The organism is Corallococcus sicarius (assembly GCF_003611735.1).
GTDB classification, from domain to species: Bacteria; Myxococcota; Myxococcia; order Myxococcales; family Myxococcaceae; genus Corallococcus; species Corallococcus sicarius.
The window spans coordinates 1-22,429 of the sequence record NZ_RAWG01000096.1 but is presented as its reverse complement, the minus strand read 5'-3'; the positions used below and the strand labels follow the sequence as shown (position 1 = coordinate 22,429).

The window sequence follows — 22,429 nt, the reverse complement described above, 5'->3', positions numbered from 1 at the left end:
TTGTCGCCCCGAGCGGTAGGGGGCGTGCTGTAAACCCTCACATCCCACGGAAGGAACTCCGGTGAATCTCTCCCTCGCGCGTCTCACCCTCTGCTGCGTCCTGTCCACCTCCCTGCTCGCCTGTGACACCAGCGTCGCCGGCGATGACGATGACGACCTGGACACCGGCGGCGACAACATGGTCGTGACGGGCATCTGGAACCGCGTCGGCAGCGAGTACGGCTACAAGACCGACATCGCGTACGGCGGCATCGCGGGCCAGTCGTCCGACCGCGTGTACATGTGCGAGCTGCCCGGCTCCCCCTCCGCGGGCCTCTACAAGGGCCGGCTCATCAGCCCGCGGATGATCCGCTGGGACGCGAACCACGGCCTGCCCGACTACGAGGTCGTGTTCGAGGACACCACCATGCGGTTCCGTCCCCAGAACGGCACCAACACCTTCCTGGGCCAGTACCAGAAGGGCACCTGGACGCCCGGGGCCTGCGACTTCACGCTGAAGGATGGCGAACTCATCGACAACTCGTCCACCGCCTACGTGGTCTTCGACAACAGCGGCGACATGAAGATCAACAGCGTGAAGATTGGCGGCGAGGGAATCCCGGTGAAGGCCAGCGCGGAGACCGCGTGCAGCGTCACGACGCTCATCCCCGCCGGCACCGGGAGCAACGGCGACCTCACCGTGTCCATCAGCTACAGCGGCGTGGGCGTCAATGGGCCCTACAGCCGCACCCAGACCCAATCCATGTATCGGTCGGACTTCAAGCCGGGCTGCAACAAGCTCGCGGTCGAGTTCGGCTGCGGCGCGCTCGCGGTCTGTGTCTATCCGGTCCCCTAGCCACCGGCGACCTTGACGGGGGCGGCTCCTCCTGGGAACAGTATTCCTTGCATTACCTGGAATACAGAGAGAGCCCCCCTCCATGAAAAATCGCCTGCTGTTCCCCCTGGGTTTCTTCCTCCTCACGGCCTGCGCGCCGGAGCCCGCGCCGCAAGAGGCTCCTGCGCAGGCCTCCGCCACCGGTGCCGTGACGGCGCCGCTGGCGCCCCTGCCCCCGCTGCGCGTGAGCAGCAACTCGCGCTTCCTCGTGAGGGCGGACGGCACGGGGTTCTTCTATCTCGCGGACACCGCGTGGGAGCTGTTCCACCGGCTCAACCGCGCGGACGTGGTGACGTACCTGCAGAACCGCGCGGACCGGGGCTACACCGCGGTGCAGGCGGTGGCCGTGGCGGAGCTGGACGGGGTGAACACGCCCAACGCGCAGGGCGACCGCCCGTTCGTGAATGGCAACCCGGCGACGCCCGCCACCACGCCGGGCGCGGACCCCGCGGACGCCACCCAGTACGACTACTGGGACCACGTCGACTACGTCGTCGGCGAGGCCGAGGCGCGCGGCATCTACACCGCGATGCTGCCCACCTGGGGCAGCCACGTGCTGAGCGGCGTCATCAACGCGTCCAACGCGCAGGCCTACGGCCAGTTCCTCGGCAGCCGCTACGCGAACCGCTCCATCATCTGGGTGCTCGGCGGCGACCGCTCTCCGGTGGGCTACGAGGCCGTGTGGCGTGCCATGGCGAAGGGCATCGCCATCGGCGTGTCCGGCACGGAGGACTACAGCCGGGTGCTGATGACGTACCACCCGCCGGGCAGCGCGAAGTCCTCCACGTGGTTTCACAACGACGCGTGGCTGGACTTCAACATGCAGCAGAACGGGCACTGCGCGAACACGGACGTGTGGAACCGCATCGCCGCGGACTACGCACTCACGCCGACGAAGCCCACGCTGGATGGAGAGCCGCTCTACGAGCAGCACCCCATCTGCTTCAACGCGGGCACCTACGGCTACTCCAACGACTACGAAGTGCGGAAGTTCGCGTACTGGAACGTGTTCGCCGGGGCCTTGGGCCACACGTACGGGCACCACTCCGTATGGCAGATGTACGCGCCGGGCCGCTCGCCGGTGAACGGGCCGCAGAACTATTGGTACGAGGCCATCCACCAGCCGGGCGCCGCGCAGATGAAGCACCTGCGCCGGCTCATCGAGTCGCGGCCCTTCCTGGTGCGCATCCCCGACCAGGGCGTGCTCGCGTCAGCGGCCGGCTCCGGCACCAGCCGCATCCAGGCCACGCGCGGCTCGGACGGCGGCTACGCGTTCGTCTACAGCGCGTCCGGACAGGCCTTCACGGTGAACATGGACCGCGTCACCGGAGGCACCGTGCGCGCGTCCTGGTACGACCCGCGCGTGGGCACGTCCCAGGTGATTGGCACGTACCCGAACACGGGCACCCGGCAGTTCACGCCGCCGGGCAGCGGCGCGGGCAATGACTGGGTGCTGGTGCTGGACGACACCACGCGCAACTTCCCGCTGCCTGGGGACGTGCTCCAGCCGGGCACGCTGTACCGCGCCATCAACCTCAACGGCGCCGCCACGGTGATTGACGGCCAGAGCTGGGAGGGAAGCAACGCGCCCGGCTACACGTACACGGGGACGGCGTTCGCCAACCAGGCCGTGACGCTCAACCCGGCCACGGACGCGAACCGCGCGGCGATGATCCGCTCCTCCATCTACAGCGACGCCGCGGCGGTGCGCCTGCAGTCGGTGCCGTCGGGCGCGTACACCGTGTACCTCTACACCTGGGAGGACAACGCGGCGGAGACCTTCAGCATCTCCCTGGAGGGCTCGCTGGTGCAGGCGAACTACAACAGCGGCGCCGCGGGGACGTGGCGGCGGCTGGGCCCGTGGACGGTGAACGTCACCGACGGGACGCTGGACCTGACGACGTCCGGCGGCGCGGCCAACCTGTCCGGCATCGAGGTCCACCGCGCGGGCAGCCAGCCGAGCGGCTTCGTGCGCGGCATCAACTTCAACGGCGGCGCCGTCACCCTCGAAGGCAACCCGTGGCAGTCCTACGCCGCGGCACTTTCGGACGGCCTGTCCGTGAACGCGCCCAACCTGACGACGACCAGCGTGACGCCCGTGCCGGCGACGGACGCGAGCACGAGCGCGATGCTCAACTCCGCCATCTGGAAACAGACGACCCTCCAGGTAGGGCAGCCGGTCTCCAACGGCAACTACCAGGTGTACCTCTGGGTGATGGAGAACTATCAGTCCAACGCACGCAGCTTCCAGGTGCGGCTGGAGGGCGTGGAGGTCGCGAGCAACGTGGGCAACCTCTCCCTGGGCGCGTGGAGGAAGTACGGGCCGTACACGACGACGGTGGGCGACGGGTTCCTCAACCTCGACCTCGTGCCCACCGCCGGTGACACCCACCTGATGGGTATGGCCTTGTTCCGGTAGACCGTCCCGGACGCGCAAAGGGGGGCCCGCCAGTCGAGCACCTGCTCCTGGCGGGCCGGTGGAGTCACCCGCGCTCCAAGCCCGGGTTGATAACCGGAATAGACAGACATTCCCCCGTCATTGCCCAGACAAGCCGCGATTCCCGTCCTGACGCGCGCGAGCGCGAATGAAACATGCTCGCCCTGGACACGACGGTTCGATTTTCTTATACAGCAACAATCCACTCAGACAGGCACCCCGCTCGAGTCGGCGGCGGCGTTCCCCACGGGCGCCGTTGAAAGGCACTTCCATGTTTCACCTGCGATGGCTTTCCCTCTGTCTGGGAGTCCTCCTGCTGTCCGGCCCCGCGTCCGGCATGCCCCTGGCGGATGGGAAGTTCTTCATCCACGGGTACGGACACCTGAGCACCGGCAGGACGTGGGAGAACGTCTACCTGGGCAGCAACGACGAGTTGGGCCAGCACGACGTGGGCAGCACGCTGATGTTCCGGGCGCTCCCCGTGCAGCGCCTCGTCGTCAACACGCAGTTCTCCTTCGAGAAGGAGCCCGGCGAGTCGCTGGAGCTGGAGGTGGACTACGCCTTCGCGGAGTACGCCTTCTCCGACAAGCTCCGCCTGCGCGTGGGCCGCAACCAGCTCCCGCTGGCGCTCTACTCGGAGATCTACGACGTGGGCACGCTGCGGCCCTTCACCGCCCTGCCGCAGGGGACGTACGGGCCCACGTCGATTGGCGCGGAGAACTACGACGGGCTGGGGCTCACCGGCCGCTTCAACCTGCCGGCGGAGTGGATGCTGGAGTACGACGCCTACGGCGGCTTCCTCGACCAGAAGGATGCCCTCGCCATGGACTGTGAGGACTCCGTGGGCGGCGTGTGCGTCGTCGAGTCGCAGATGGCCGGCGGACGGCTGGCGCTGTGGGCGCCGCTGGAAGGGCTGCGCTTCACCACGTCCGGGTTCGTGTCCCGGATCCCCGAGAAGTCGGAGGAAGGCGAGCACGACGTGCTGGGGGTGCTGGGCGTGGGCGCCGAGTACCTGGGCGAATCACTGTGGCTGCGGGCCGAGTTCTTCAACCTCTTCTCCGACGCGGCCAAGACGCGCACCGCCTACCTGGAGGCGGCGTACTTCCTCACCCCGCACTGGCAGGTGTCCGGCCGCCTGGAGGGGTCGCGCTCCTGGTCGCCCACCCCCATTCCCGCGGCGCTGCTCACGTACCTGCGCCACCGCGAGGTCGCCGTGGGGCTCAACTACTGGTTCAACCCCCACCTGGTCTTCAAGGTGTCGTTCCACAACGTCAACGGCAACCGCTTCGCCCAGCCCGAGCCCAGCGATGATCCGACGGCGTTCCTTCGCCCGGAAACCCACACGAAGCTCCTCTCCCTGGGCACGCAGTTCAGCTTCTAGGCCCCGGCCCCTCTGGAGACGCCATGAGAACGCTTCCGCTGTTCCTGCTGTGTGGGTTCCTCGTGCTCTTCGCCCGGCCGGCGCAGGGCGCACCCTCGAGGACCTACAAGGTCGTGGTCCATGAATCCAACCCGATGACGGAGGTGAGCCGCGCGCAGCTCTCCCAGCTCTTCTTCAAGAAGAGCACGCAGTGGGAGTCGGGCGCCACCGCGCTGCCGGTGGACCTGAACGACAGCTCGCCGGTGCGCGCCGCATTCTGCGACGAGGTGCTCAAGCGCTCGCTGCCCGCCGTCCGGGCCTTCTGGCAGCAGCGCATCTTCTCCGGCCGCGACGTGCCGCCCCCCGAGCTGGCCTCGGAGACGGACGTGCTCGCCTTCGTTCGCGCAAACCCGGGCGCCGTGGGCTATGTGGCCGTCGGCACCCCCACCCCCGGGCTGAAGGTCGTCACCATCCTGGACTGAAAGAGCGACCCCGGCGCCATGCGATTCAAGCACAAGGTCCTGCTGCTCCCCGTCCTGGCCGCCCTCTTCCTGGTGGCCATCATCGGCCTCTCCGAGCTGCTCGGGCGCAGCACCCGGCAGCACCTGCAGCGCATCGAGAAGGGCTATGTCCCCGCGGTGCTCCTCAGCCGGGACCTGGACGTGCTGCTGCAACAGCTGCAGCGGGGTCTGCAGGACGCGGTGGCGGCGGAGGACCTGGAGCAGTTGGAGGAGGCGGACGCCATCGCGAAGCGCTTCCTCCAGCGCCTCGCCGAGGGGCGCGGCAACACCGCCATCGACCCGGCGCGCCTGGACACGCTGGAGACGCAGCTGCGCGACTACGTGGTCCTCGCCCGCGAGACGAGCGAGCGGATGATCCACAAGGACGCCCAGGCCGCCGCCCGGCTCCCGGAGCTGGCCGCGCGCTACAACCGGGTGCGGGACGCGCTGACGCGCGCCACCGAGGAGGATCAGCAGAAGATGGGGGCCTCCTTCGCCCTCACGCTGGAGGAGCACAACGGCTCCCAGCGGCGTCTGGTCATCCTGGGGCTGGTGCTGCTGGGCGTGCTCGCGTCGCTGTCGGTGTGGCTGGTGGCGCAGGTGGCCCAGCCCCTCTTGCGCCTCACGGAGGTGGCCTCGCGCATCGCCACCCAGGGAGACCTCACGCAGGTCATCACCGTCCAGTCCGAGGATGAGATTGGCCTGCTGGCCCAGAGCATCAACCAGCTGGTGCAGCGGCTGCGCACGATCCCCGTCACCCTCCAGGAGACCCTGAAGGAGCTGGCGGGCAGCGTCGAGGGGCTGACGCACATCAGCCGCGAGCAGTCCCAGCAGCTGGCGCGCCAGTCCTCGAGCATCGAGGAGGCGAGCGTGGCCATGCGGGACATCCAGGACCGGTCGCTGGAGGCCTCGCGGCAGGCCAACACGGTGCTGGAGGTGGCCAGGCGCGCGGAGCAGACCAGCCTGACGGGACAGGCGCGCCTCAAGCAGAGCGGCGAGGCGCTGGAGCAGCTGCGCGCGCAGGTGGGCGAATTGATGCCGGCCATCGGGCGGCTCACGGAGGGCTCGCGCAAGGCGTCCGCCATCCTGGAGACGGTGAAGGACCTGTCGGACCAGTCCAACGTGCTGGCCATCAACGCGGCCATCGAAGCGGCGCGCTCGGGCGAGCATGGGCGCAGCTTCGCGGTGGTGGCCCGGGAGATGCGTTCGCTGTCCCAGCAGTCCCAGCGCGGCGCGCAGAGCATCAGCGGCCTGCTGTCGGAGATGAGCACGTCGGTGGGCGCCGTCACCGAGTCCGTGGAGAGCAGCCATCACAAGATGGCGGAGGGCATCAGCGAGGCGCTCGCCTCCGGGCAGAGCCTCCAGTCGCTGACGGAGGCCGTGCGGGACAGCAGCAGCGCGGCCCAGGACATCGTGCGCTCCTTCACCCAGCAGAACGCCGGCATCGTGCAGATGACGGCGGTGGTGACGGACTTCTCCCGGATGATGAAGGACAGCGTGCAGGCGAACGAGGACGTGGAGTCCGCCATCCAGCGGCTGGAGGTCGCCTTCCAGGGCATCCAGGGCGTCGTGTCCGGCTTCCGCGTCTAGGCCCTGCGACCCGGCCCGCGGTTCCTGCTAGGAACCGCTTCCGCATGGCCGCCCCTGCCTCCCCCGTGCCCCCGCTGGACCGCGAGCGCTTCGACGCGCTCGTGGCGCAGGGCCATACCCAGGTGCCCCTCGTGCGGCCCCTGGACGTCGGCGCCGCGAGGCCCGTGGACCTGCTGCGGGCCCTGCCCTCCGGGGACCGCTTCCTCCTGGAGAGCACCCGCACGAGCAGCGAGGGCCGCTACTCGCTGCTCGGCGCCCGTCCCTTCCTTCGCTACACCGCGCGAGGTGGGCAGTGCTGGCTGGATGGCGTCCTCCAGCACGACGCGCCGCTCGCCGTCCTGCGCGGGCTGCTGCGCCGGTGGAAGGGCCCGGACCTCCCCGGCCTGCCGCTGTTCCGCGGCGGCGCGGTGGGCTTCTTCTCCTACGAAGCCAGCCACTACTTCGAGGCCCTGCCCCGCCACCCCCACGACGACCTGGGCGTGCCGGACATCGCGCTGCACTTCGTGGACACGTTCCTCGTCGTGGACCACCTGGAGCACACCGTGTCCGCGGTGGCCACGGGCTCGGACTGGGAGGACTGCTCACTCCGCCTGGACCTGCTGGCCTCCCAGGTGCGCGCCGCCGTGCCCACGCCGCGCCCTGCCCCGCCGCCTCCGGACCTGGCGCTGGCGCCCTGGCGCTCCAACTTCACCCAGGACGCGTACCTGCTCGCGGTGGAGCGCGTGCGCGAGTACATCCGCGCGGGGGACACGTACCAGGTCAACCTCTCCCAGCGCCTGGAGGTGGACTTCCCCGGCGACGCGCTCGCCCTCTACGAGACGCTGTCCGCCACGAGCCCCGTCCACTTCGCCAGCTACTTCGAGGCCGATGGCTTCCAGGTCGTCAGCGCCTCGCCCGAGCGCCTGGTGCGCGTGGAGGACGGCCGCGCCACCACGCGCCCCATCGCCGGCACGCGCCGCCGGGGTACGCCCGAGGAGGACGCGCGCTTCGTGCATGAGCTGCGCACCAGCGAGAAGGAGCAGGCCGAGCACGCCATGCTCGTGGACCTGGGGCGCAACGACCTGGGCCGCGTCTGCGCCTACGGCACGGTGGAAGTGACGCGGCTGATGGAGATCATCGAGTACGCCCACGTCCTCCACATCGAGTCCGAGGTCTCCGGCCAGCTGGCCCCGGGCGTGGAGCCGCTCGATGTCGTAGGCGCCCTGTTCCCCGGTGGCACCATCACCGGCGTGCCGAAGATCCGCACCATGGAGCTCATCACCGAGCTGGAGCCCCACCCGCGCGGCCTCTACACGGGCTCGCTCGGCTACTTCAGCTTCGCGGGCGGGATGGACCTGAACATCGTCATCCGCACCGTGGTGGTGAAGGACGGCCGGGCCTATGTGCAGGTGGGGGGCGGCATCGTCCATGATTCGGAGCCGCGTCGCGAATACAAGGAGACGCTCAACAAGGCCCGCTCCCAGCTCCTCGCCCTGGCCGCGAGCATGAGCCCCCGATGATCCTCCTCATCGACAACTTCGACTCGTTCACCTTCAACCTCGTCCAGGCCCTGGGCGCGCTGGGGGCCACGCTCAAGGTCGTGCGCAACGACGCGCTCACCGTCGCCGAGGCCCAAGCGCTCCAGCCCAGCCACGTGGTCATCTCTCCCGGACCGAAGACACCCGATGCGGCCGGCGTGTCGCTGGACGTCATCCGCGCCTTCGCGGGGCGCGTGCCGCTCCTGGGCGTGTGCCTGGGCCACCAGGGCATCGGGCAGGTGTTCGGCGCGAAGGTGGTGCGGGCGCCCGTGCCCGTGCACGGCAAGACGGCCGAGGTCGAACACCGGGGCCAGGGGGTGTTCCGGGGACTGCCCCAGCCCTTCACCGCCGCGCGCTACCACTCGCTGGTGGTGGACCGCGACAGCCTGCCTGCGTGCCTGGAAGTCACTGCGTGGTCCGGGGACCTGGTGATGGGCCTGCGCCACCGGGAGCTGGCGAACCTGGAGGGCGTGCAGTTCCACCCTGAATCCTTCCTCACGCGTGAAGGCCCCCGCCTGCTCGCGAACTTCCTGGAGTGCTGAGAGCGTGGGCAGGACACTCCAGGGCTCCAACATTTTGTTCCTGCTTCAGACCTGACCTATACCCACAGGAGGACGGGCCCACCTACCCGAAATCACATGCTCGAAAAGCTGGCGCTCAAGGATGTCGGACCTGCCCCGCAGCTCGCGTTCGACTTCGCTCCACGCCTGAACCTTCTGACGGGCGACAACGGGCTGGGAAAGACCTTCATCCTGGATGTGGCCTGGTGGGCCCTGACGCGTTCATGGCCCGATGCTCCGGCCATGCCGCAGCGGGGCGCAGGCGTCGCGCCCACCATTGCTTTCAAGTTCAGCGGCAAGAGCGGCCCTATCGAGTACACCAGTCCCTACGACTTCCCCAGCCAGTCCTGGACTCGCAAGGAGGGCCGCCCCGCCAACCCCGGGATGGTCCTCTATGCCCGGATCGATGGCTCGTTCTCAGTCTGGGACCCGGCGAGGAACTACTGGAAGAAGGCACCCTCCCTTGGAGTTGATGCACCCGACCGGCCTATCGCATACCAGTTCGCGCCACAGGACGTCTGGAACGGGCTGGAGCCTCAGGGCAAGATCTACTGCAACGGCCTCATCCGTGACTGGGCAACTTGGCAGGGCAGAAATGGCGAAGCCTTCCATCAACTGCTCCTCGCACTCAAGACGTTGTCACCCTCCAGCAGTGAACCTCTTGTCCCTGGAGAGTTGACCCGAATCAGCATCGAGGATGTCCGTGACATGCCCACGCTCAAGGCGCCTTACGGGCAGGAAGTCGCCGTCATCCACGCCTCCGCGGGTGTCAAACGCATCATCTCGCTTGCCTATCTGCTTGTCTGGACATGGCAGGAGCATGTTCAAGCCAGTCGCCTCCTCAACAAGGACACGACAAACCAGATCATCTTTCTCATTGATGAGATCGAGGCACACCTCCATCCACGCTGGCAGCGAACCATCCTCCGCTCAATCCTGGACGTCATGGCGGCCCTGACAGGCCAGGATGTCGACGTGCAGCTTCTCACGGTCACACACTCTCCGCTCCTGTTGGCCTCGGTCGAGCCGCTCTTCGATGAGAGAATTGACGCACTCTGGAACCTCGACATCGTCGGGCAGCAGGTTGAACTGCGCCGCGAAGCGTGGCGTAGGAGGGGGGATGCGAACGCGTGGCTGACTTCAGATGTTTTCGACCTCGCTGAGCCTCGTTCCCTGGAAGCCGAACAGGCCATCCATCGGGCGGAACTGCTCATGAGTCGAAAGGGCGTACCGCGCGAGGAGTTCTTGCAGGTCCAGAAGGAGCTGCGCAGCAGTCTGCCTGACGTCGATCCCTTCTGGCTTCGCTGGGGCTTCTGGGTACAGGAATCTGGATTCGAAAAATGATCCCTGTGAAGAAGGAGCCGGAGCCGCGCCCTCCTGATTTCGACTTCGACCAGAGGGTCCGCCAGCCCGGGCTCAGCGCGTTGGCCGAATTGGCGGGAAAATCTCCGACCGTGACGCGCCGGGGCCGCCGTATCCGCAAGCGGGCAGCCTCACCCGCGGTCCTCCGAGACTATGCCTACTGGACCCGGGCTCTGGATGCGCTCCACGAAGCTTATGGCGGGATTTGCGCATACTCTTGTTTCTATATCGAGCCTGTAGGAGGACCGACAGTCGATCATTTCGTCGCGTTGGCAGCGCCTGGGCTCGCTCAGGCATACGAATGGGACAACTACCGCTTGGCGTGCTCACTCATGAACACGCACAAGAACAAGTTCTCAGACGTACTCGACCCATTCCACATCCAGGACGGATGGTTCACCCTCAATCTGGCGACATTCAAGGTTGAGCCCGCACCGGAGCTTGACGAGCCATTGCTAAGCCAAGTGAAGGCTACGATTTCTCGTCTGCAGTTGGACTCTAGAGAGGTCAGCAAGACCCACGAGGGTTGGTTCAACGCATATTTCCTTCCCAAGGGCGGCCAGCGGGTTCCTTTCTCGTTTCTTGAGCGCCGTGCGCCCTTCCTCGCGCGGGAACTGCGACGCCAGGGGCGTGTTCCACCCGGTGACGAGGACGCGCCTACCGCCGCGCCACCGTCCACCTCTCCGTGAATCTTCCTACCGTCTGCGTCGATGGCGTCGTCCAGCGTTGGGAGGACCTGCGCCTCCAGGACTTCGCCCAGGGCTTCTTCTTCGGCGCGGGCTTCTTCACCACATTCCGCATCGACGCCGGCCGGCCGCTGTTCCTCGCGCGGCACCTCGCACGCCTGCGCGCGAGCCTCGCGGCCTTTCCCACGGCGGTGCGCGCCCCGGAGCCCGCGCTCCTCCACGAGGACGCCGTGCGGGATTCGCTGCGCCGCGGCCTGGAGGCGGATCCGCTCATGGGTGCGCGCTTCACCGGTGTGGGCAAGCTCGCGGTCAGCGACGGCCACGTGCTCTGCACCTTCCGCCCGCTCGCCCCGGACCTCGAAGCGCTGCACCGTGAAGGGCGGACGCTCGACAGCGTGGAGGCCGGGGCGTACCGGCGCGCGGAGCGCACGGTGAACCACAAGGGGCTCGCGTGGTTCCGCCAGCATGCGCTCCTGCCGCGACTGCCCGTCATCACCAACGAAGCGGACGAGGTCTGCGAGCTGCCCACCGCGAACCTCTTCGTCCAGTTCGACGGCGCGCTCGTCACCCCGCCGCTCGCGGCCCCGTGCCTGCCGGGCATCGCTCGCGCAGTGCTGTTGGAGGTGGGCCCACTTGAAGGGCTCCCGGTGGTGGAACGCGCACTGCCGCTCGCGGACCTCTCGCGGGTGCAAGCGTGCTTCTTCAGCAACGCGGTGGCGTTGGCCGTGGGCGTGCCCCACTTGTTGGGCCGGGCGCTTCCCGACAGCCTGCGCCTCGCGGAGCGGGCCCGCGCGGTGCTTGAAGCCCGTGCCCTTCACGAGGGCTGAGCGCTCCTGACGGGAGTGCGGCACACTGCGCCCATGACCCGTTCCCTCGTCATGGCGCCCCGCTGGGCGGGAAGCCCCGACACCGACTTCTATCCGTGGCTCACCGCGATGCTGCGCACGCCGCCCGTCCTCTTTGACGACGTGCGCACGCTGGACATGCCCACGCCGGGCGCGCCCACCCTCGACGGCTGGGTGTCCACCCTCGCGTCCGCCGTGGGGCCCGCGCCCGCGCCCTCCACCGTGTTCCTGGGCCACAGCGTCGGCTGTCAGGCCATCATGCGTTACCTGTCCGCATTGCCCCCGGGGCACACCGTGGAGGGAGCCCTGTTCGTCGCGGGCTGGTTCGAGGTCGACACGCCCTGGGACACGCTGCGGCCATGGCTCGACACGCCCATGGACTTCGAGCGGATCCGCGCCGCGCTCCGCCGCTGCGTGGTGGTGCTGTCGGACTCGGATCCGTTCACCTCGGACTGGCGCCGCAACACCCGCCTCTTCGAGGAGCGCCTGGGCGCCGAGGTGCGCGTCGTCCCCGGCGGGCGCCATTTCAACAACCCCCAGGAGCCCGCCGTGCTCGAAGCGCTCCGCGAGCGGTTCTCCTGACGCACCTCCCAAGTTCAGCAGACGGGCAGGCAGGCACCTCAGGCCCCCCCTCCTCTGGCAATCCCTGTCGTCGGCCCCATCTTGGAGGGACTTCTTCCAACGACAGGGGGCACGACATGAAGCCGAAGAAGCCGGACGAGCAGCAGGTCACGCACCAGGGCGCGAGCGAGAATGACACCCTCCGTCACAAGGGCGGTGGCCGCGAGGCCGAAGAGGACAAGCACGCGGGGCCGAAGCCCGAGGGCAACGGCGGCACGGGCCAGCCCGCGGCGTTCCCCGAACACAACTGACGCAAGTCGCCTCGAAGCTTCTTTCGTAGAAGCGGGGAGCCATTAACCTGGGGGGCATGTCCGCCCCCGCTCCCTACGTCTCCCGCGTCCCCTTCGAGTCCGTCCACCCGAAGGCCCTCGCCGTGTACTGCTCGGACGGGCGCTTCACCGAAGCCGTGGAGGACCTGGCCCACCACCTGGGCCATTCGCGCATCGACACCCTCACCCTCCCCGGCGGACCCGCGCTCCTCAACCGCTGGGCGTCCGACTACCTGGAGAGCGAGGGCATCACGCGCGCCGCGCGCTTCCTCATCGAAGGCCACCACATCGAGGACGTGCTGCTGCTCGCACACGCGGGCTGTGGCTACTACCAGTCCCGACACGGAGCCCTGGGCCCGGAGATCGCCGCCGAGCAGCAGCTGAAGGACCTGCACTTCGGCGCGAAGGAACTCCAGGTCGCGTACCCCCACCTGCGCATCCACCTCTACTTCGCGCACCCGCAGGGCAAGACGGTCGAGTTCCGGCCCGTCCCCCGCGAAACCTAGCGCGCGTCCCGCTGCCCCTGCCGGAGCGCATCCAGCAGCGAGGGAGGGTCACCCACGCGGAAGGCCGCGAGCCCCGCGTCGAAGTCCGCGCGTGCTCCCGCGACCTCCCCGCGCGCCAGTCGCAGCGCGCCGCGCTCGTACAGCAGCTCCGGATCCACCGCTTCGCCCACCTGGGCCGCGAGCGCCGTGGAGAGATCCAGCTCCGCCGCCTCCGTCCGTCCCGCGCGCGTGCGCGTCCGGGCGCGCTGCTGGAAGAGCCACGGGTTGCCGGGGTCTTCCGCCAGCGCTGCCGTCCAGTCGGCTTCGGCCTCCGTCAGCCGGCCCAGGGCGACGAGCGACTCCGCGCGCTTCATGTGCACCACGAGCGCCTTGCGGAAACCCGCGGCCTCCACCTGCGTGAAGCCCACCACCGCGTCCGCGTGCCGCCCCAGTCGCGCCAGCGCGAGCGAGCGGTAGTAGCGCGTGGCCACGTGCCCGGGCGCCAGCTCCAGCACGCGGTCGAACCAGGGCAGCGCCTCCTCCGGCTGGCCGCCCCACACGCCCAGCGTCAGCCCCACCTCCACGAGCACCCGCACCTGCTCCGGGTGGGCCTCCGCCAGCTTCCTCGCCAGCGCGAGCGCCGACGTGTAGCGCCCCCCGCGTCGCAGGCGGTCCACCTCGCGGAGTGGCTCGGACAGCTCCGGGGGCCACGCCTGACGTCCATTGCGTTCCATGCGCCTTGCGGGTCCCTTCGCCCCTCGGGGACTTCGCAGGCACGTCCCGGGGTGTCAAGACACGGGGGCGGAGCGCTTGACCTCGGGCCCCTGTCCGCGCGAAGAGCGCCGACATGAAGCCCTGGGAAACCGTCGAGCGAGAGCAGGTGCCGGAGGTGGGAGAAGTCACTCTCGCCCGGCGCGATGGCGAATACGTGCTGCGCGTGCGCGGCCAGACGTTGATGTCCAGCCGTCAGCACGGCTCCGAGGTGGCCATGGCCGACGCGGGCTGCGCGCACGTCGCGGGCACGCCAAAGGCCCGGGTGCTGGTGGGCGGCCTGGGCTTCGGCTTCACGGTGCGCGCGGTGCTCGACCGCGTGCCCAACGCCCGCGTCGTCGTGGCGGAGCTGCTGCCCGTGGTGGTGGCGTGGAACCGGGGGGTGCTGTCGCCCCTGGCGAAGTCACCGCTGGAGGACCCGCGCGTCACCGTGGTGGAGGGCGACGTGGGCCGGCTGATGCGCAAGCAGAGCGGCGCGTTCGACGCCATCCTGCTCGACGTAGACAACGGCCCCTCCGCGCTGACCCATCCGAACAACGAGAGCCTGTATGACTTCACGGGCGTCTCCGTCGCCTACGGCGCCCTGCGCCCCAAGGGCACGTTCGTGGTGTGGAGCGCCGGCCCCGCGCCCTCGTTCGTGAAGCGCCTGGAGGAGGTGGGCTTCGTCGTGCAGACGCTCCACCCCGCCGCGCACGGCGCGAAGGGCCCCCGTCACACGCTCTTCGTCGCGAAGCGCCCGCGCTGAGCGGACGGCGTCACCGGGCGCGAAGCACGTCCACCTCGGGCTGCACCAGCAACCCCTCCGTCTCCTCGTTCTATTCTGTCAAAGCAGGGCTCATCAGCCGGAGAGAAGCCATGGCCTATATCGATGGATTCGTGGTCGCGGTGCCCGCAGCGAACAAGGAAGCCTACCGCCAGGACGCGGCCATGGCCGCCCTGCTGTACATGGAGTTCGGTGCGACGCGCTTCGTGGAGGCCTGGGGTGATGACGTCCCCGAGGGCAAGGTCACCGACTTCCGGCGCGCGGTGAAGGCCCAGCCCGATGAGGTCATCGTCTTCTCCTGGCTCGAGTTCCCCAACAAGGCGGTGCGCGACGCGGCGAACGCGAAGGCGAGGTCCGACCCGCGCATGAAGACGATGGGCGCGCAGATGCCCTTCGATGGGCAGCGGATGATCTTCGGCGGCTTCGTCCCCAGCCGGGATGAGCGCGTGCAGGCAAAGCCGGGCTATGTCGATGGCTCCCTGGAGCCGGTCCTGGCCGGCAACCAGAACGCCTACCGTGCCATGGCGTCCCGTCTGGCAGCCGTTCTGAAGGAGCATGGGGCCCTGCGCGTCGTCGACGCCTGGGGAGACGATGTTCCCGACGGCAAGGTCACCGATTTCAAGGGCGCGGTGAAGGCCACCGGTGACGAGCAGGTCGTCTTCTCCTGGATTGAGTGGCCCTCGAAGGAGGCCCGCGACGCAGGGTGGGCGAAGGCGTTCGCCGACCCGCGCATGCGGACGGACAATGCCCCCTATGACGAGCGACGCCGGGTCCACGGTGGCTTCGTGCCGCTGCTGGACGAGCAGGCAGGTGCCACCCGCGCCTGAGAGGCACCGTCATGATCGACCACACAGGCATCGGTGTCTCCGACATGGCCCGCTCCGCCGCCTTCTACGATGCGGCGCTGGGGGCGCTCGGCCTCCGCAGGGTCGCGCAGCTCCCCGAGAACGTGGGGACCGATGGCATCGGCTATGGGGTCGACTACCCGGTCTTCTGGATCGACCGCTATCACCCGCATGGCGTGAAGCAGCACACGGCCTTCGCGGCGAAGAGCCGCGCCCAGGTCGACGCCTTCCACGCAGCCGCCGTGAAGGCCGGCGGGACGGACAACGGCCCCCCCGGGCTCCGCCCGACGTCCACCGGGTACCCGCCGGGCTACTACGCCGCCTTCGTGATGGATCCGGACGGCAACAACATGGAAGCGGTCTTCCGCGAGCGGTGAGCAGGGTGCTGGTCAGGTCGTGTCAGGCGCTCTAAGGATCGCCTCATGCGACCGTCGATGAAGTGGCTTCCCCTGTTCCTGATCACCGCGACTCCGAGCCTGGTCCTGGGCCTGGGCTGCCGCGCCACGACGGCCCCGGCCCCCATCCCGGCGGAAGCGCAGCCAGCGCACCCGTCGTTCACGCTGGAGTCCCCGGCGCTGAAGGAGACGCGCCGGATCAACATCTACACGCCGCCGGGCTATGAGACGGCGCAGTCCACCCGCTACCCCGTGCTCTACATGCCCGACGGTGGCGAGCAGGAGGACTTCCCGCACGTCGCCGCCACGCTCGACACCGCGATTCGCGCCGGAGAGGTGCGGCCGTTCATCCTCGTCGGCATCGAGAACACCGAGCGGCGGCGCGACATGACCGGGCCCACCGAGGTCGACGAGGACCGGAAGATTGCCCCGCGCGTCGGAGGCTCTGCCGCGTTCCGCGCCTTCCTTCGCGACGAGCTGATGCCCGAGGTGCGGCGCCGCTACCGCGTGACGGAGGAGACGGCCATCATCGGCGAGTCGCTCGCGGGCCTCTTCATCATGGAGACGTTCTTCCTGCAGCCGGAGCTGTTCAACACGTTCATCGCGCTGAGCCCCAGCCTCTGGTGGAACAACGACGAACTGGTACGCAAGGCGGGTGAGCGGCTCCAGGCGCGGCCGGACCTGCGCGCCACGCTGTATGTGGCGTCCGCGAACGAGGAAGGCATCGGGCCCCAGAGCGAGCGGCTGGCGGAGGTCCTCCGCGCGAGCGCCCCCGCCGGATTGAAGTGGCGCTACGAGCCCCGGCCGGACCTGCGCCACGACAACATCTACCGCTCCCTGTCCCCCCAGGTGCTGCGCCAGACCTTCGCGCCCGGGCCCTGACCGGATAGAAAGACAGTCCCTTTTCCTACCGTGGAGGTGTTCGATGGGTCTTCCCACTGGCGTGCATCATCTGGCGCTCGCGACCCGGGACATGAAGGCGCAGCTCGCGTTCTTCACCCAGGTCGTCGGCATGGAGCTGGAAGCGCTGTACTGGATGCACGGCGTGGAGAACACCGTGCACGCGTTCCTCCGGCTGGGGGACACCTGCTCGCTGAGCTTCGTGCAGGCGCCGGACATGGCGACCATCGAGCCGGTGATGGGCGTGTCGCACCCGGGCTTCAGCGCGGGTTCGGTGGCCCCAGGCGCGATGCAGCACCTGGCCCTGAGCGTCCCCACGGAGGCGGACCTGCTGACGATGCGCGACCGGCTGCGCTCGCACGGCTACTGGGTCGCGGGCCCCATCAACCACAACATGTGCAAGTCGATGTACGTCCAGGCGCCGGAGGGGCTCGTCCTGGAGTTCGCGACGGCCGAGGGCGCCATCGACGTCGAGCAGTGGATCGACCCCGCAGTGGTCGCCCACTGCGGCATCACCCCCGCGGAGCTGGCGGGCTTCGTGCGCCCGCCGCCCTTCACCTCACAGGGCGGCAAGGTGCCGCAGCCGGCGCCGACGACGCGGCCCAACTTCGTCTTCACCGGCGAGTGGGCTCCGCGCGGCGCGGCCTTCTTCCAGCTCACCGACGAGCAGATCGCCGCCGCGCTGGACACGCCCGCGCCGCCGGTGCCTCGGCGCCCGTCGTCCTGAAGCCTGCTACGGCGTGACGCGCGCGGGCCCCGTCCCCGCGCCGTCCACCGCGGGCGGCTTCATCATCCCTCCCGCGATGCGCAGGCCCAGCGAGCGCGGCGTGAAGCGCGTCAGGTTGGCCTGCAGCCAGTTGCGCACCCCCGGCACCACCGAGGAGCGGCCCTGGTCCAGGGCCTTGAGGCCGACGCGCACGACGTCCTCCGCGGTCGCCATCGGGCCCACGGCGGCCTGCTTCGTGCCCACCACGTCGAAGAAGGCCGTCTTCACCGGCCCCGGGCACAGCGCCAGCACGCGCACGCCCTTGTCGCGGTTCTCCTCCGACAGCGCTTCGGAGAAGGACAGCACGAACGCCTTGCTGGCCCCATAGACGGCCATGTACGGCACCGGCTGGAAGCCCCCGATGGAGGCCACGTTGAGGATGCCGCCCATGCCCCGCGCGAGCATGTCCGGCAGGAACAGGTGGCTGGTGTCCACCAGCGACGTGACGTTGAGCATCACCTGTTCATGCTGCCGTGCGAACGGCGCGGACCCGAAGGCCCCGTGCGTGCCGAAGCCCGCGTTGTTGACGAGCAGGTCCACGCGCAGCCCCTTCTCCTGGCAGCGCGCGTGCAACTCCCGCGCGGCGCCCTCGCGGCCCAGGTCCAGCGCGATGACCTCCGCCCGGATGCCATGCGCCGACTCCAGCTCCGTCCCCAGCGCACGCAGCCGGTCCTCCGAGCGCGCCACGAGGATGAGGTCCATGCCGCGCGCCGCCAGCTCGCGGGCGAACACCTCGCCCAACCCGGACGAGGCCCCCGTCACGAGCGCGCGGTGCCCGGCGTAGGGGAAGGCCCCGCCCACGGGAGGCAGGGAGGTGGGACCGCGGACGGGAGAAGAGGCAGAAGTCGTTTGCATGGGGATAGAATGTGAGTAAGCGCTCACGTTCTCAACTCGCGTTGGCGCTCACATTCCGTCCAGGAGGCTCCATGCCCCGCCGTCCGCCGCCGTCCCGTCGAAGGGCCCCCCGCCAGGAGCGGGCGCAGGCCACCTGCGACGCCATCCTCACCGCGACTGCTCGCGTTCTGCTCAAGGACGGCTATGAGGCCGCGAGCACCAACCGCATCGCGCAGGAGGCGGGCGTGAGCGTCGGGTCGCTCTACCAGTACTTCCCCAGCAAGGAGGGGCTGGTGACGGCGTTGATGGAGCGGCACCGCGCGCGGGGGCTGGCGGACTTCGAGGCCGGGCTGGTGCCGCTCGCGAGCCAGCCGCTTCCGGTGGCCATGCGCGCCCTCATCCGGCAGGTCATCTCGGTGAAGCGGGAGGACCCCAAGCTGCACCAGGTGCTGCATGAGCTGATACCGCGCATGCGCCAGTGGGGCCTGTCGGATGTCTACTCGCAGCGCCTGTTCCGGCTGGTGCGCGCCTTCCTCGCGCCCCGCTTCGAGGAGCTGCGGCCCCAGAACCTGGACATGGCGGTCTTCGTCCTGGTGACCTCCGTGGAGGCGCTCTGCCACACGGCGGTGACGGACCGGCCGGACTACCTGGAGGACGAGTCCTTCGTGGAGGAGGTCGCCGCGCTCGCCCTGGGCTACCTGCGCCCGGAAGCAGTGACGGCGACGTCGGCGCCTCCCCGCCGCGTGGCGCGTGAGCGGGTGACGCGGATGTGAATGGGCCGCGGCCTGCCTACTTCGTGCCCGTCTTCGCCGCGGGGACCGGGGCGGGAGCGGCCTTCACGCCGGTGAGCAGCGGCACGCGGCCTTCCGGGTAGAGCGCGGTGAGGCGGTCGCCGCGAATCTCCAGCGCGGCCAGGTGGCGGCCGTAGTGGGTGCTGAGGCCGGTGTCGATGACGATGGCGCGGCCCCCGAAGCGGACGGAGAGGCGGCCATCCTTGGAGGGGGTGTGGCCCATCACCATGCGGCGGGCGCCGAAGCGCTCCAGCACCTGGGTGAGGCCCGCGTCCCACTTCGCCTCCTCGTCGGTGGCGTAGCCGCGGAACCACACCGGGCCGTTCGGATCCACGGCGCCGCCCGGCGGCTGGCCCGGCGTCACGTCCTGCCACACCCAGCGGTTCACGGCCTCCAGCGTCGTGCCCGGGACGCTGGGGGCAAGGCCGCCGTGCAGGAAGAGCGTGTCATTGACGCGGATGACGGCCGGGTGCGTGCGCAGCCACCGGCCGTAGCGGCCGTCCGGCGCATAGGCGGCGGCGTGGCCCTGGCGGCCTTTGGGCTCTCCCGGCGCTTCGGCGGTGGTCGACTGGTCGGCGAAGGAGGCGAGCTCGCCGGGCGTGACGTAGCGCAGGTCGCCGCGCATGTTCATCAGCTCGTGGTTGCCCAGCAGCGCGTGCACACGGCCGCCGGCCTTGCGGGCCTCGGTCTCCAGGCGCATGAGCAGCTCGAAGGCGTCGCGGGTGTGGTCGCCCCGGTCGGGCACGTCGCCGGTCTGCACGAGGTGCGCCTTGCCGCCAATCCAACGGTCCTTCGCGTCGATGAGGCCCGCGAGCCGGAGCACGTCCTTGAAGGCCTCCACGTCGCCGTGGACATCCGCGACGGCGACGATGCGCTCCACGCCCTGGAAGACGAAAGGGTCCTCCTTCTTCGGCGCAGCGGCGGCGGCGAGCGCGGGCAACAGCAGCAGGCAGAACAGGACGGGACGCATGGGCTTCCTTACGAGGGAGGCGACAGGAACCGGGACGGGAGCGCGCGCAGGAACTGGGCATCCTTCCAGTCCCAGACCCGCTCGGGCGCGCCGTCCACGTTCACCGGAACGGAGTTCCAGGCATGGACGGCGAAGCTTGAAGAAGCGCGCCAGTGGAGCAACACGCTGCACACCGCGGTCACGGTGAGCACGCCCGCGAGGACGCGGTGCTGCCGGGGGGCCTCCACCGCGGTCTGCACGGGGAACGCGAGGAAGTAGACGAGGTAGGGCAACACGTCGGTGAAGAAGCGCGGGCCCACGGAGTGTCCCGCCCACCACATGGGGAAGGCGGAGATGGCCACCCAGTGCAGCAGCACGATGACGGCGAAGGCGACCTCGTAGGGCTCCAGGCCGCGGCGGCGCCACTGCTGGACGAACCCCACGACGCTCAGCACGAGGAACGGCGAGAAGACCCAGAGCCCCCGCGACGGGCTGACGAGGTTCGCGGCCAGGGCCATGAAGAACCGGTCGGCAACGAGGTGCAACGAGGTCTGGTAGTAGGGCGACAGCAGCGAGCCGTAGATGGACAGGTTGTACGCGCAGAAGGGAATCGCCACGAGCGTCGCGCCCGCGAAGTACACCGGGAGCAGGCGCCAGAAGCGCAGCGCGAGGTACGCGGTGACGACGATGATGCTGAGGGAGTTGGTGGGGCGGCAGACGTAGCCGAGCGCGACCGTGAGGCCCAGCAGGAACGCGGTTCGCGCCGTCTGGACGGGCCGGGCCAGCAGCAGGACGATGCAGCAGATGGCGAGGAGGCTGGGCGCGTGCTGCCAGAGCACCCGACTCGCGGTGGAGTACGCCGTGGTGCCCAGCCCGAAGAGCAGGACGGTGGCGAGCGCCGCGCGAGCGGACACCCGCCTGCGCAGCGCGATAAGGAGCACGCCCGCGGCCGCGCAGACGTAGAACGAGGCGATGAGCTGTTCGGTGCGGTTGTAGGAGCCCAGGTCAATCCATCCGGTGCGCTGGAACATCTCCAGCCAGGACAACGCGCGGGCCCCGAGCGGCCCCAGGTGGGGCAGCAGCGGCCTCACGAGGGAGAAGACCCCCTCGGCGGCGACCAGGAACGGGAGCGCCGAGACCATCACCCCGGGCGGGTAGACGTAGTAGATGCGGCCACCGAACTCACTGTGCGCGTAGTCCGTCCCGGGTGTGAACGTGGGCTTGAACTCGTCCAGGTCGGTGTTGCCCTCGTGGAGGATGCTGGCCGCGGACGGGATGGACCACAGCGAGTCCGTCTGCATCTTCACCTGGCTCGTCGAGTAGACGACGAACAGGCCCAGGCACAGCAGCCAGAGCGCGCGAGGAGAGGCCGCGAAGTCGCGGCGGGTCGGAGGGGGCGGGGTCTGCACGGAGCCCCTTTTAGCGAATCCGCCCGAGGACCGTGAGACGTGTCGTCGCGAAGCCTCCCTACCGCAGGGCCTCCAGGCGCGCCCGCAGTCGCTGCGCCACCCGGGGCAGGTCGTCGGGGGCCTTCACCGGCTCGAAGCGGCTCGTCGCCGGGTCCGTGCGGCTCACCTCGATGAAGGCCACCGGCAGCAGCGGCTTTCCGTCCGGGCGGGTGAGGCTGCTGGCCTCCGCCGTCACCTGCTCGAACTGGAGCACCGGCGCGCCCTCCACCTTCTTGGAGACGACCCGGTAGGGAATCGGCACCTCCGCGCCAATCATCGCCTCCAGCTCGAAGGTGATGTTGTTGGTGGAGATGAAGGCGTGCTGCGTCGGGTCCACCTTCTCCACGAGCTGGAGCTGGCCGTCCAGGCGCACCGGCGCGGCGCCCGCGTCCAGGGCTCCGCTGGGGTTGGCCCTCGGCGTCACCTCCACCGTCATGGCGCAGCCGCGTTGCAGGTGCATCCCGATGACGACCGGGTCCAGCGTCGCGGCCAGGTTGTCCACGTTGGAGAAGTACACGCAGCGCACGCCGCGCTGGCGCAGCGTCTCCCCCACCCCGCTCTCGCGCAGCGCGCGGAAGACGTCCCCGTGGCCGGAGGGCGCGAAGGACAGCTGGCCGTCCGCCTCCCGGAACAGGGCGCCGTCCGGCGTGAGCCGCGGCAACATCTGCTGGCGGAAGAGGAACACGTCCTTGCCCGTCCCCCGTGCCTCCAGGTGCGCGGCGATGGCCTCGTGCGTGAGGTAGGACGTCATCACCGCGACGGGCACCGGACGGCCCAGGCGCGCCCCCAATCGGCGCGCCTCCGCGAGCTTGAGGTCCAGGAAGGTCTCCTCCCCCACCACGGGCACGAGCCCCTTCACCC

General features: G+C 69.5%; 24 protein-coding genes. 19 read left to right on the top strand and 5 right to left on the bottom strand.

Features of this window, described 5'->3' with window-relative positions; translation table 11 throughout:
* Positions 1-61: 61 nt before the first annotated feature.
* From D7X12_RS16975 to D7X12_RS16925, 13 genes are all read left to right on the top strand, one after another.
* Positions 62-835, top strand: coding sequence for a hypothetical protein (locus D7X12_RS16975; protein WP_120626311.1), 774 nt, complete (start codon positions 62-64; stop codon positions 833-835).
* A gap of 82 nt (positions 836-917) precedes the next feature.
* Positions 918-3,293: a glycoside hydrolase family 140 protein gene (locus D7X12_RS16970; RefSeq protein ID WP_120626310.1), complete on the top strand. Its 2,376-nt coding sequence runs from the start codon at positions 918-920 to the stop codon at positions 3,291-3,293.
* A gap of 289 nt (positions 3,294-3,582) precedes the next feature.
* Complete coding sequence (locus tag D7X12_RS16965) at positions 3,583-4,692, top strand: porin family protein (protein ID WP_120626309.1); 1,110 nt, start codon at positions 3,583-3,585, stop codon at positions 4,690-4,692.
* Between the two features lie 23 nt (positions 4,693-4,715).
* Positions 4,716-5,153, top strand: coding sequence for a type 2 periplasmic-binding domain-containing protein (locus D7X12_RS16960; RefSeq protein WP_120626308.1), 438 nt, complete (start codon positions 4,716-4,718; stop codon positions 5,151-5,153).
* 18 nt (positions 5,154-5,171) lie between these two features.
* Positions 5,172-6,761 carry a methyl-accepting chemotaxis protein gene (locus D7X12_RS16955; RefSeq protein ID WP_120626307.1) on the top strand — a complete coding sequence of 530 codons (1,590 nt, stop codon included), beginning with the start codon at positions 5,172-5,174 and terminating at the stop codon, positions 6,759-6,761.
* Between the two features lie 44 nt (positions 6,762-6,805).
* The gene (locus tag D7X12_RS16950; RefSeq protein ID WP_120626306.1) at positions 6,806-8,260 is read left to right on the top strand and encodes an anthranilate synthase component I family protein; all 1,455 of its coding nucleotides are present in this window, start codon (positions 6,806-6,808) and stop codon (positions 8,258-8,260) included.
* A complete protein-coding gene (locus tag D7X12_RS16945; RefSeq protein WP_120626305.1) occupies positions 8,257-8,820 on the top strand; it encodes an anthranilate synthase component II in 564 nt (187 codons plus the stop codon). Before D7X12_RS16950 ends, D7X12_RS16945 begins: the two co-directional genes overlap by 4 nt.
* Positions 8,821-8,916: 96 nt before the next feature.
* Entirely contained in the window at positions 8,917-10,182 is a 1,266-nt protein-coding gene (locus D7X12_RS16940; RefSeq protein WP_120626304.1) for an AAA family ATPase, read from the top strand.
* Entirely contained in the window at positions 10,179-10,889 is a 711-nt protein-coding gene (locus D7X12_RS42455; RefSeq protein ID WP_147443700.1) for a hypothetical protein, read from the top strand. Before D7X12_RS16940 ends, D7X12_RS42455 begins: the two co-directional genes overlap by 4 nt.
* Positions 10,886-11,713, top strand: a complete 828-nt coding sequence (locus D7X12_RS16935; RefSeq protein ID WP_120626303.1) for an aminotransferase class IV — start codon at positions 10,886-10,888, stop codon at positions 11,711-11,713. The genes D7X12_RS42455 and D7X12_RS16935 overlap by 4 nt, the downstream gene beginning before the upstream one ends.
* 33 nt (positions 11,714-11,746) lie before the next feature.
* Positions 11,747-12,313: an RBBP9/YdeN family alpha/beta hydrolase gene (locus D7X12_RS16930; protein WP_120626302.1), complete on the top strand. Its 567-nt coding sequence runs from the start codon at positions 11,747-11,749 to the stop codon at positions 12,311-12,313.
* Between the two features lie 116 nt (positions 12,314-12,429).
* Positions 12,430-12,603 (top strand): hypothetical protein, encoded by a 174-nt coding sequence (locus tag D7X12_RS43450; RefSeq protein ID WP_167509010.1) that lies wholly within the window; start codon positions 12,430-12,432, stop codon positions 12,601-12,603.
* Between the two features lie 56 nt (positions 12,604-12,659).
* Complete coding sequence (locus D7X12_RS16925) at positions 12,660-13,127, top strand: carbonic anhydrase (RefSeq protein WP_120626301.1); 468 nt, start codon at positions 12,660-12,662, stop codon at positions 13,125-13,127.
* Here D7X12_RS16925 and D7X12_RS16920 read toward each other — a convergent pair.
* On the bottom strand, positions 13,124-13,840 hold the full coding sequence (locus D7X12_RS16920) for a tetratricopeptide repeat protein (RefSeq protein ID WP_120626300.1): 717 nt from the start codon (positions 13,838-13,840) through the stop codon (positions 13,124-13,126). The two genes, D7X12_RS16925 and D7X12_RS16920, sit on opposite strands and share 4 nt — an antisense overlap.
* Before the next feature lie 113 nt (positions 13,841-13,953).
* Between D7X12_RS16920 and D7X12_RS16915 the strand changes: the two genes are divergently transcribed.
* The 5 genes from D7X12_RS16915 (at position 13,954) to D7X12_RS16895 (ending at position 17,507) form a co-directional block, all read left to right on the top strand.
* The gene (locus D7X12_RS16915) at positions 13,954-14,622 is read left to right on the top strand and encodes a spermine/spermidine synthase domain-containing protein (protein ID WP_120626299.1); all 669 of its coding nucleotides are present in this window, start codon (positions 13,954-13,956) and stop codon (positions 14,620-14,622) included.
* 110 nt (positions 14,623-14,732) lie between these two features.
* Positions 14,733-15,467: a DUF1428 domain-containing protein gene (locus tag D7X12_RS16910; protein WP_120626298.1), complete on the top strand. Its 735-nt coding sequence runs from the start codon at positions 14,733-14,735 to the stop codon at positions 15,465-15,467.
* 11 nt (positions 15,468-15,478) lie between these two features.
* Positions 15,479-15,862, top strand: coding sequence for a VOC family protein (locus D7X12_RS16905; protein WP_120626297.1), 384 nt, complete (start codon positions 15,479-15,481; stop codon positions 15,860-15,862).
* A 45-nt stretch (positions 15,863-15,907) separates the two neighbouring features.
* Positions 15,908-16,762, top strand: coding sequence for an alpha/beta hydrolase (locus D7X12_RS16900; RefSeq protein WP_120626296.1), 855 nt, complete (start codon positions 15,908-15,910; stop codon positions 16,760-16,762).
* Between the two features lie 43 nt (positions 16,763-16,805).
* Positions 16,806-17,507 (top strand): VOC family protein, encoded by a 702-nt coding sequence (locus tag D7X12_RS16895; protein WP_120626295.1) that lies wholly within the window; start codon positions 16,806-16,808, stop codon positions 17,505-17,507.
* A gap of 6 nt (positions 17,508-17,513) precedes the next feature.
* Here D7X12_RS16895 and D7X12_RS16890 read toward each other — a convergent pair whose 3' ends face one another.
* Entirely contained in the window at positions 17,514-18,401 is an 888-nt protein-coding gene (locus tag D7X12_RS16890) for an SDR family NAD(P)-dependent oxidoreductase (RefSeq protein ID WP_120626294.1), read from the bottom strand.
* Positions 18,402-18,472: 71 nt separating this feature from the next.
* On the opposite strand from D7X12_RS16890, the gene D7X12_RS16885 reads away from it, so the two are divergent.
* On the top strand, positions 18,473-19,153 hold the full coding sequence (locus D7X12_RS16885) for a TetR/AcrR family transcriptional regulator (RefSeq protein ID WP_120626293.1): 681 nt from the start codon (positions 18,473-18,475) through the stop codon (positions 19,151-19,153).
* A gap of 16 nt (positions 19,154-19,169) precedes the next feature.
* Here the strand turns inward: D7X12_RS16885 and D7X12_RS16880 are convergent, their stop codons facing one another.
* From D7X12_RS16880 to D7X12_RS16870, 3 genes are all read right to left on the bottom strand, one after another.
* Positions 19,170-20,141 (bottom strand): metallophosphoesterase, encoded by a 972-nt coding sequence (locus tag D7X12_RS16880; protein WP_120626292.1) that lies wholly within the window; start codon positions 20,139-20,141, stop codon positions 19,170-19,172.
* Between the two features lie 8 nt (positions 20,142-20,149).
* Positions 20,150-21,529 carry a hypothetical protein gene (locus D7X12_RS16875; RefSeq protein ID WP_120626291.1) on the bottom strand — a complete coding sequence of 460 codons (1,380 nt, stop codon included), beginning with the start codon at positions 21,527-21,529 and terminating at the stop codon, positions 20,150-20,152.
* A 58-nt stretch (positions 21,530-21,587) separates the two neighbouring features.
* On the bottom strand, positions 21,588-22,429 hold an 842-nt coding region (locus D7X12_RS16870), incomplete at its 5' end, for a UTP--glucose-1-phosphate uridylyltransferase (protein ID WP_120626290.1).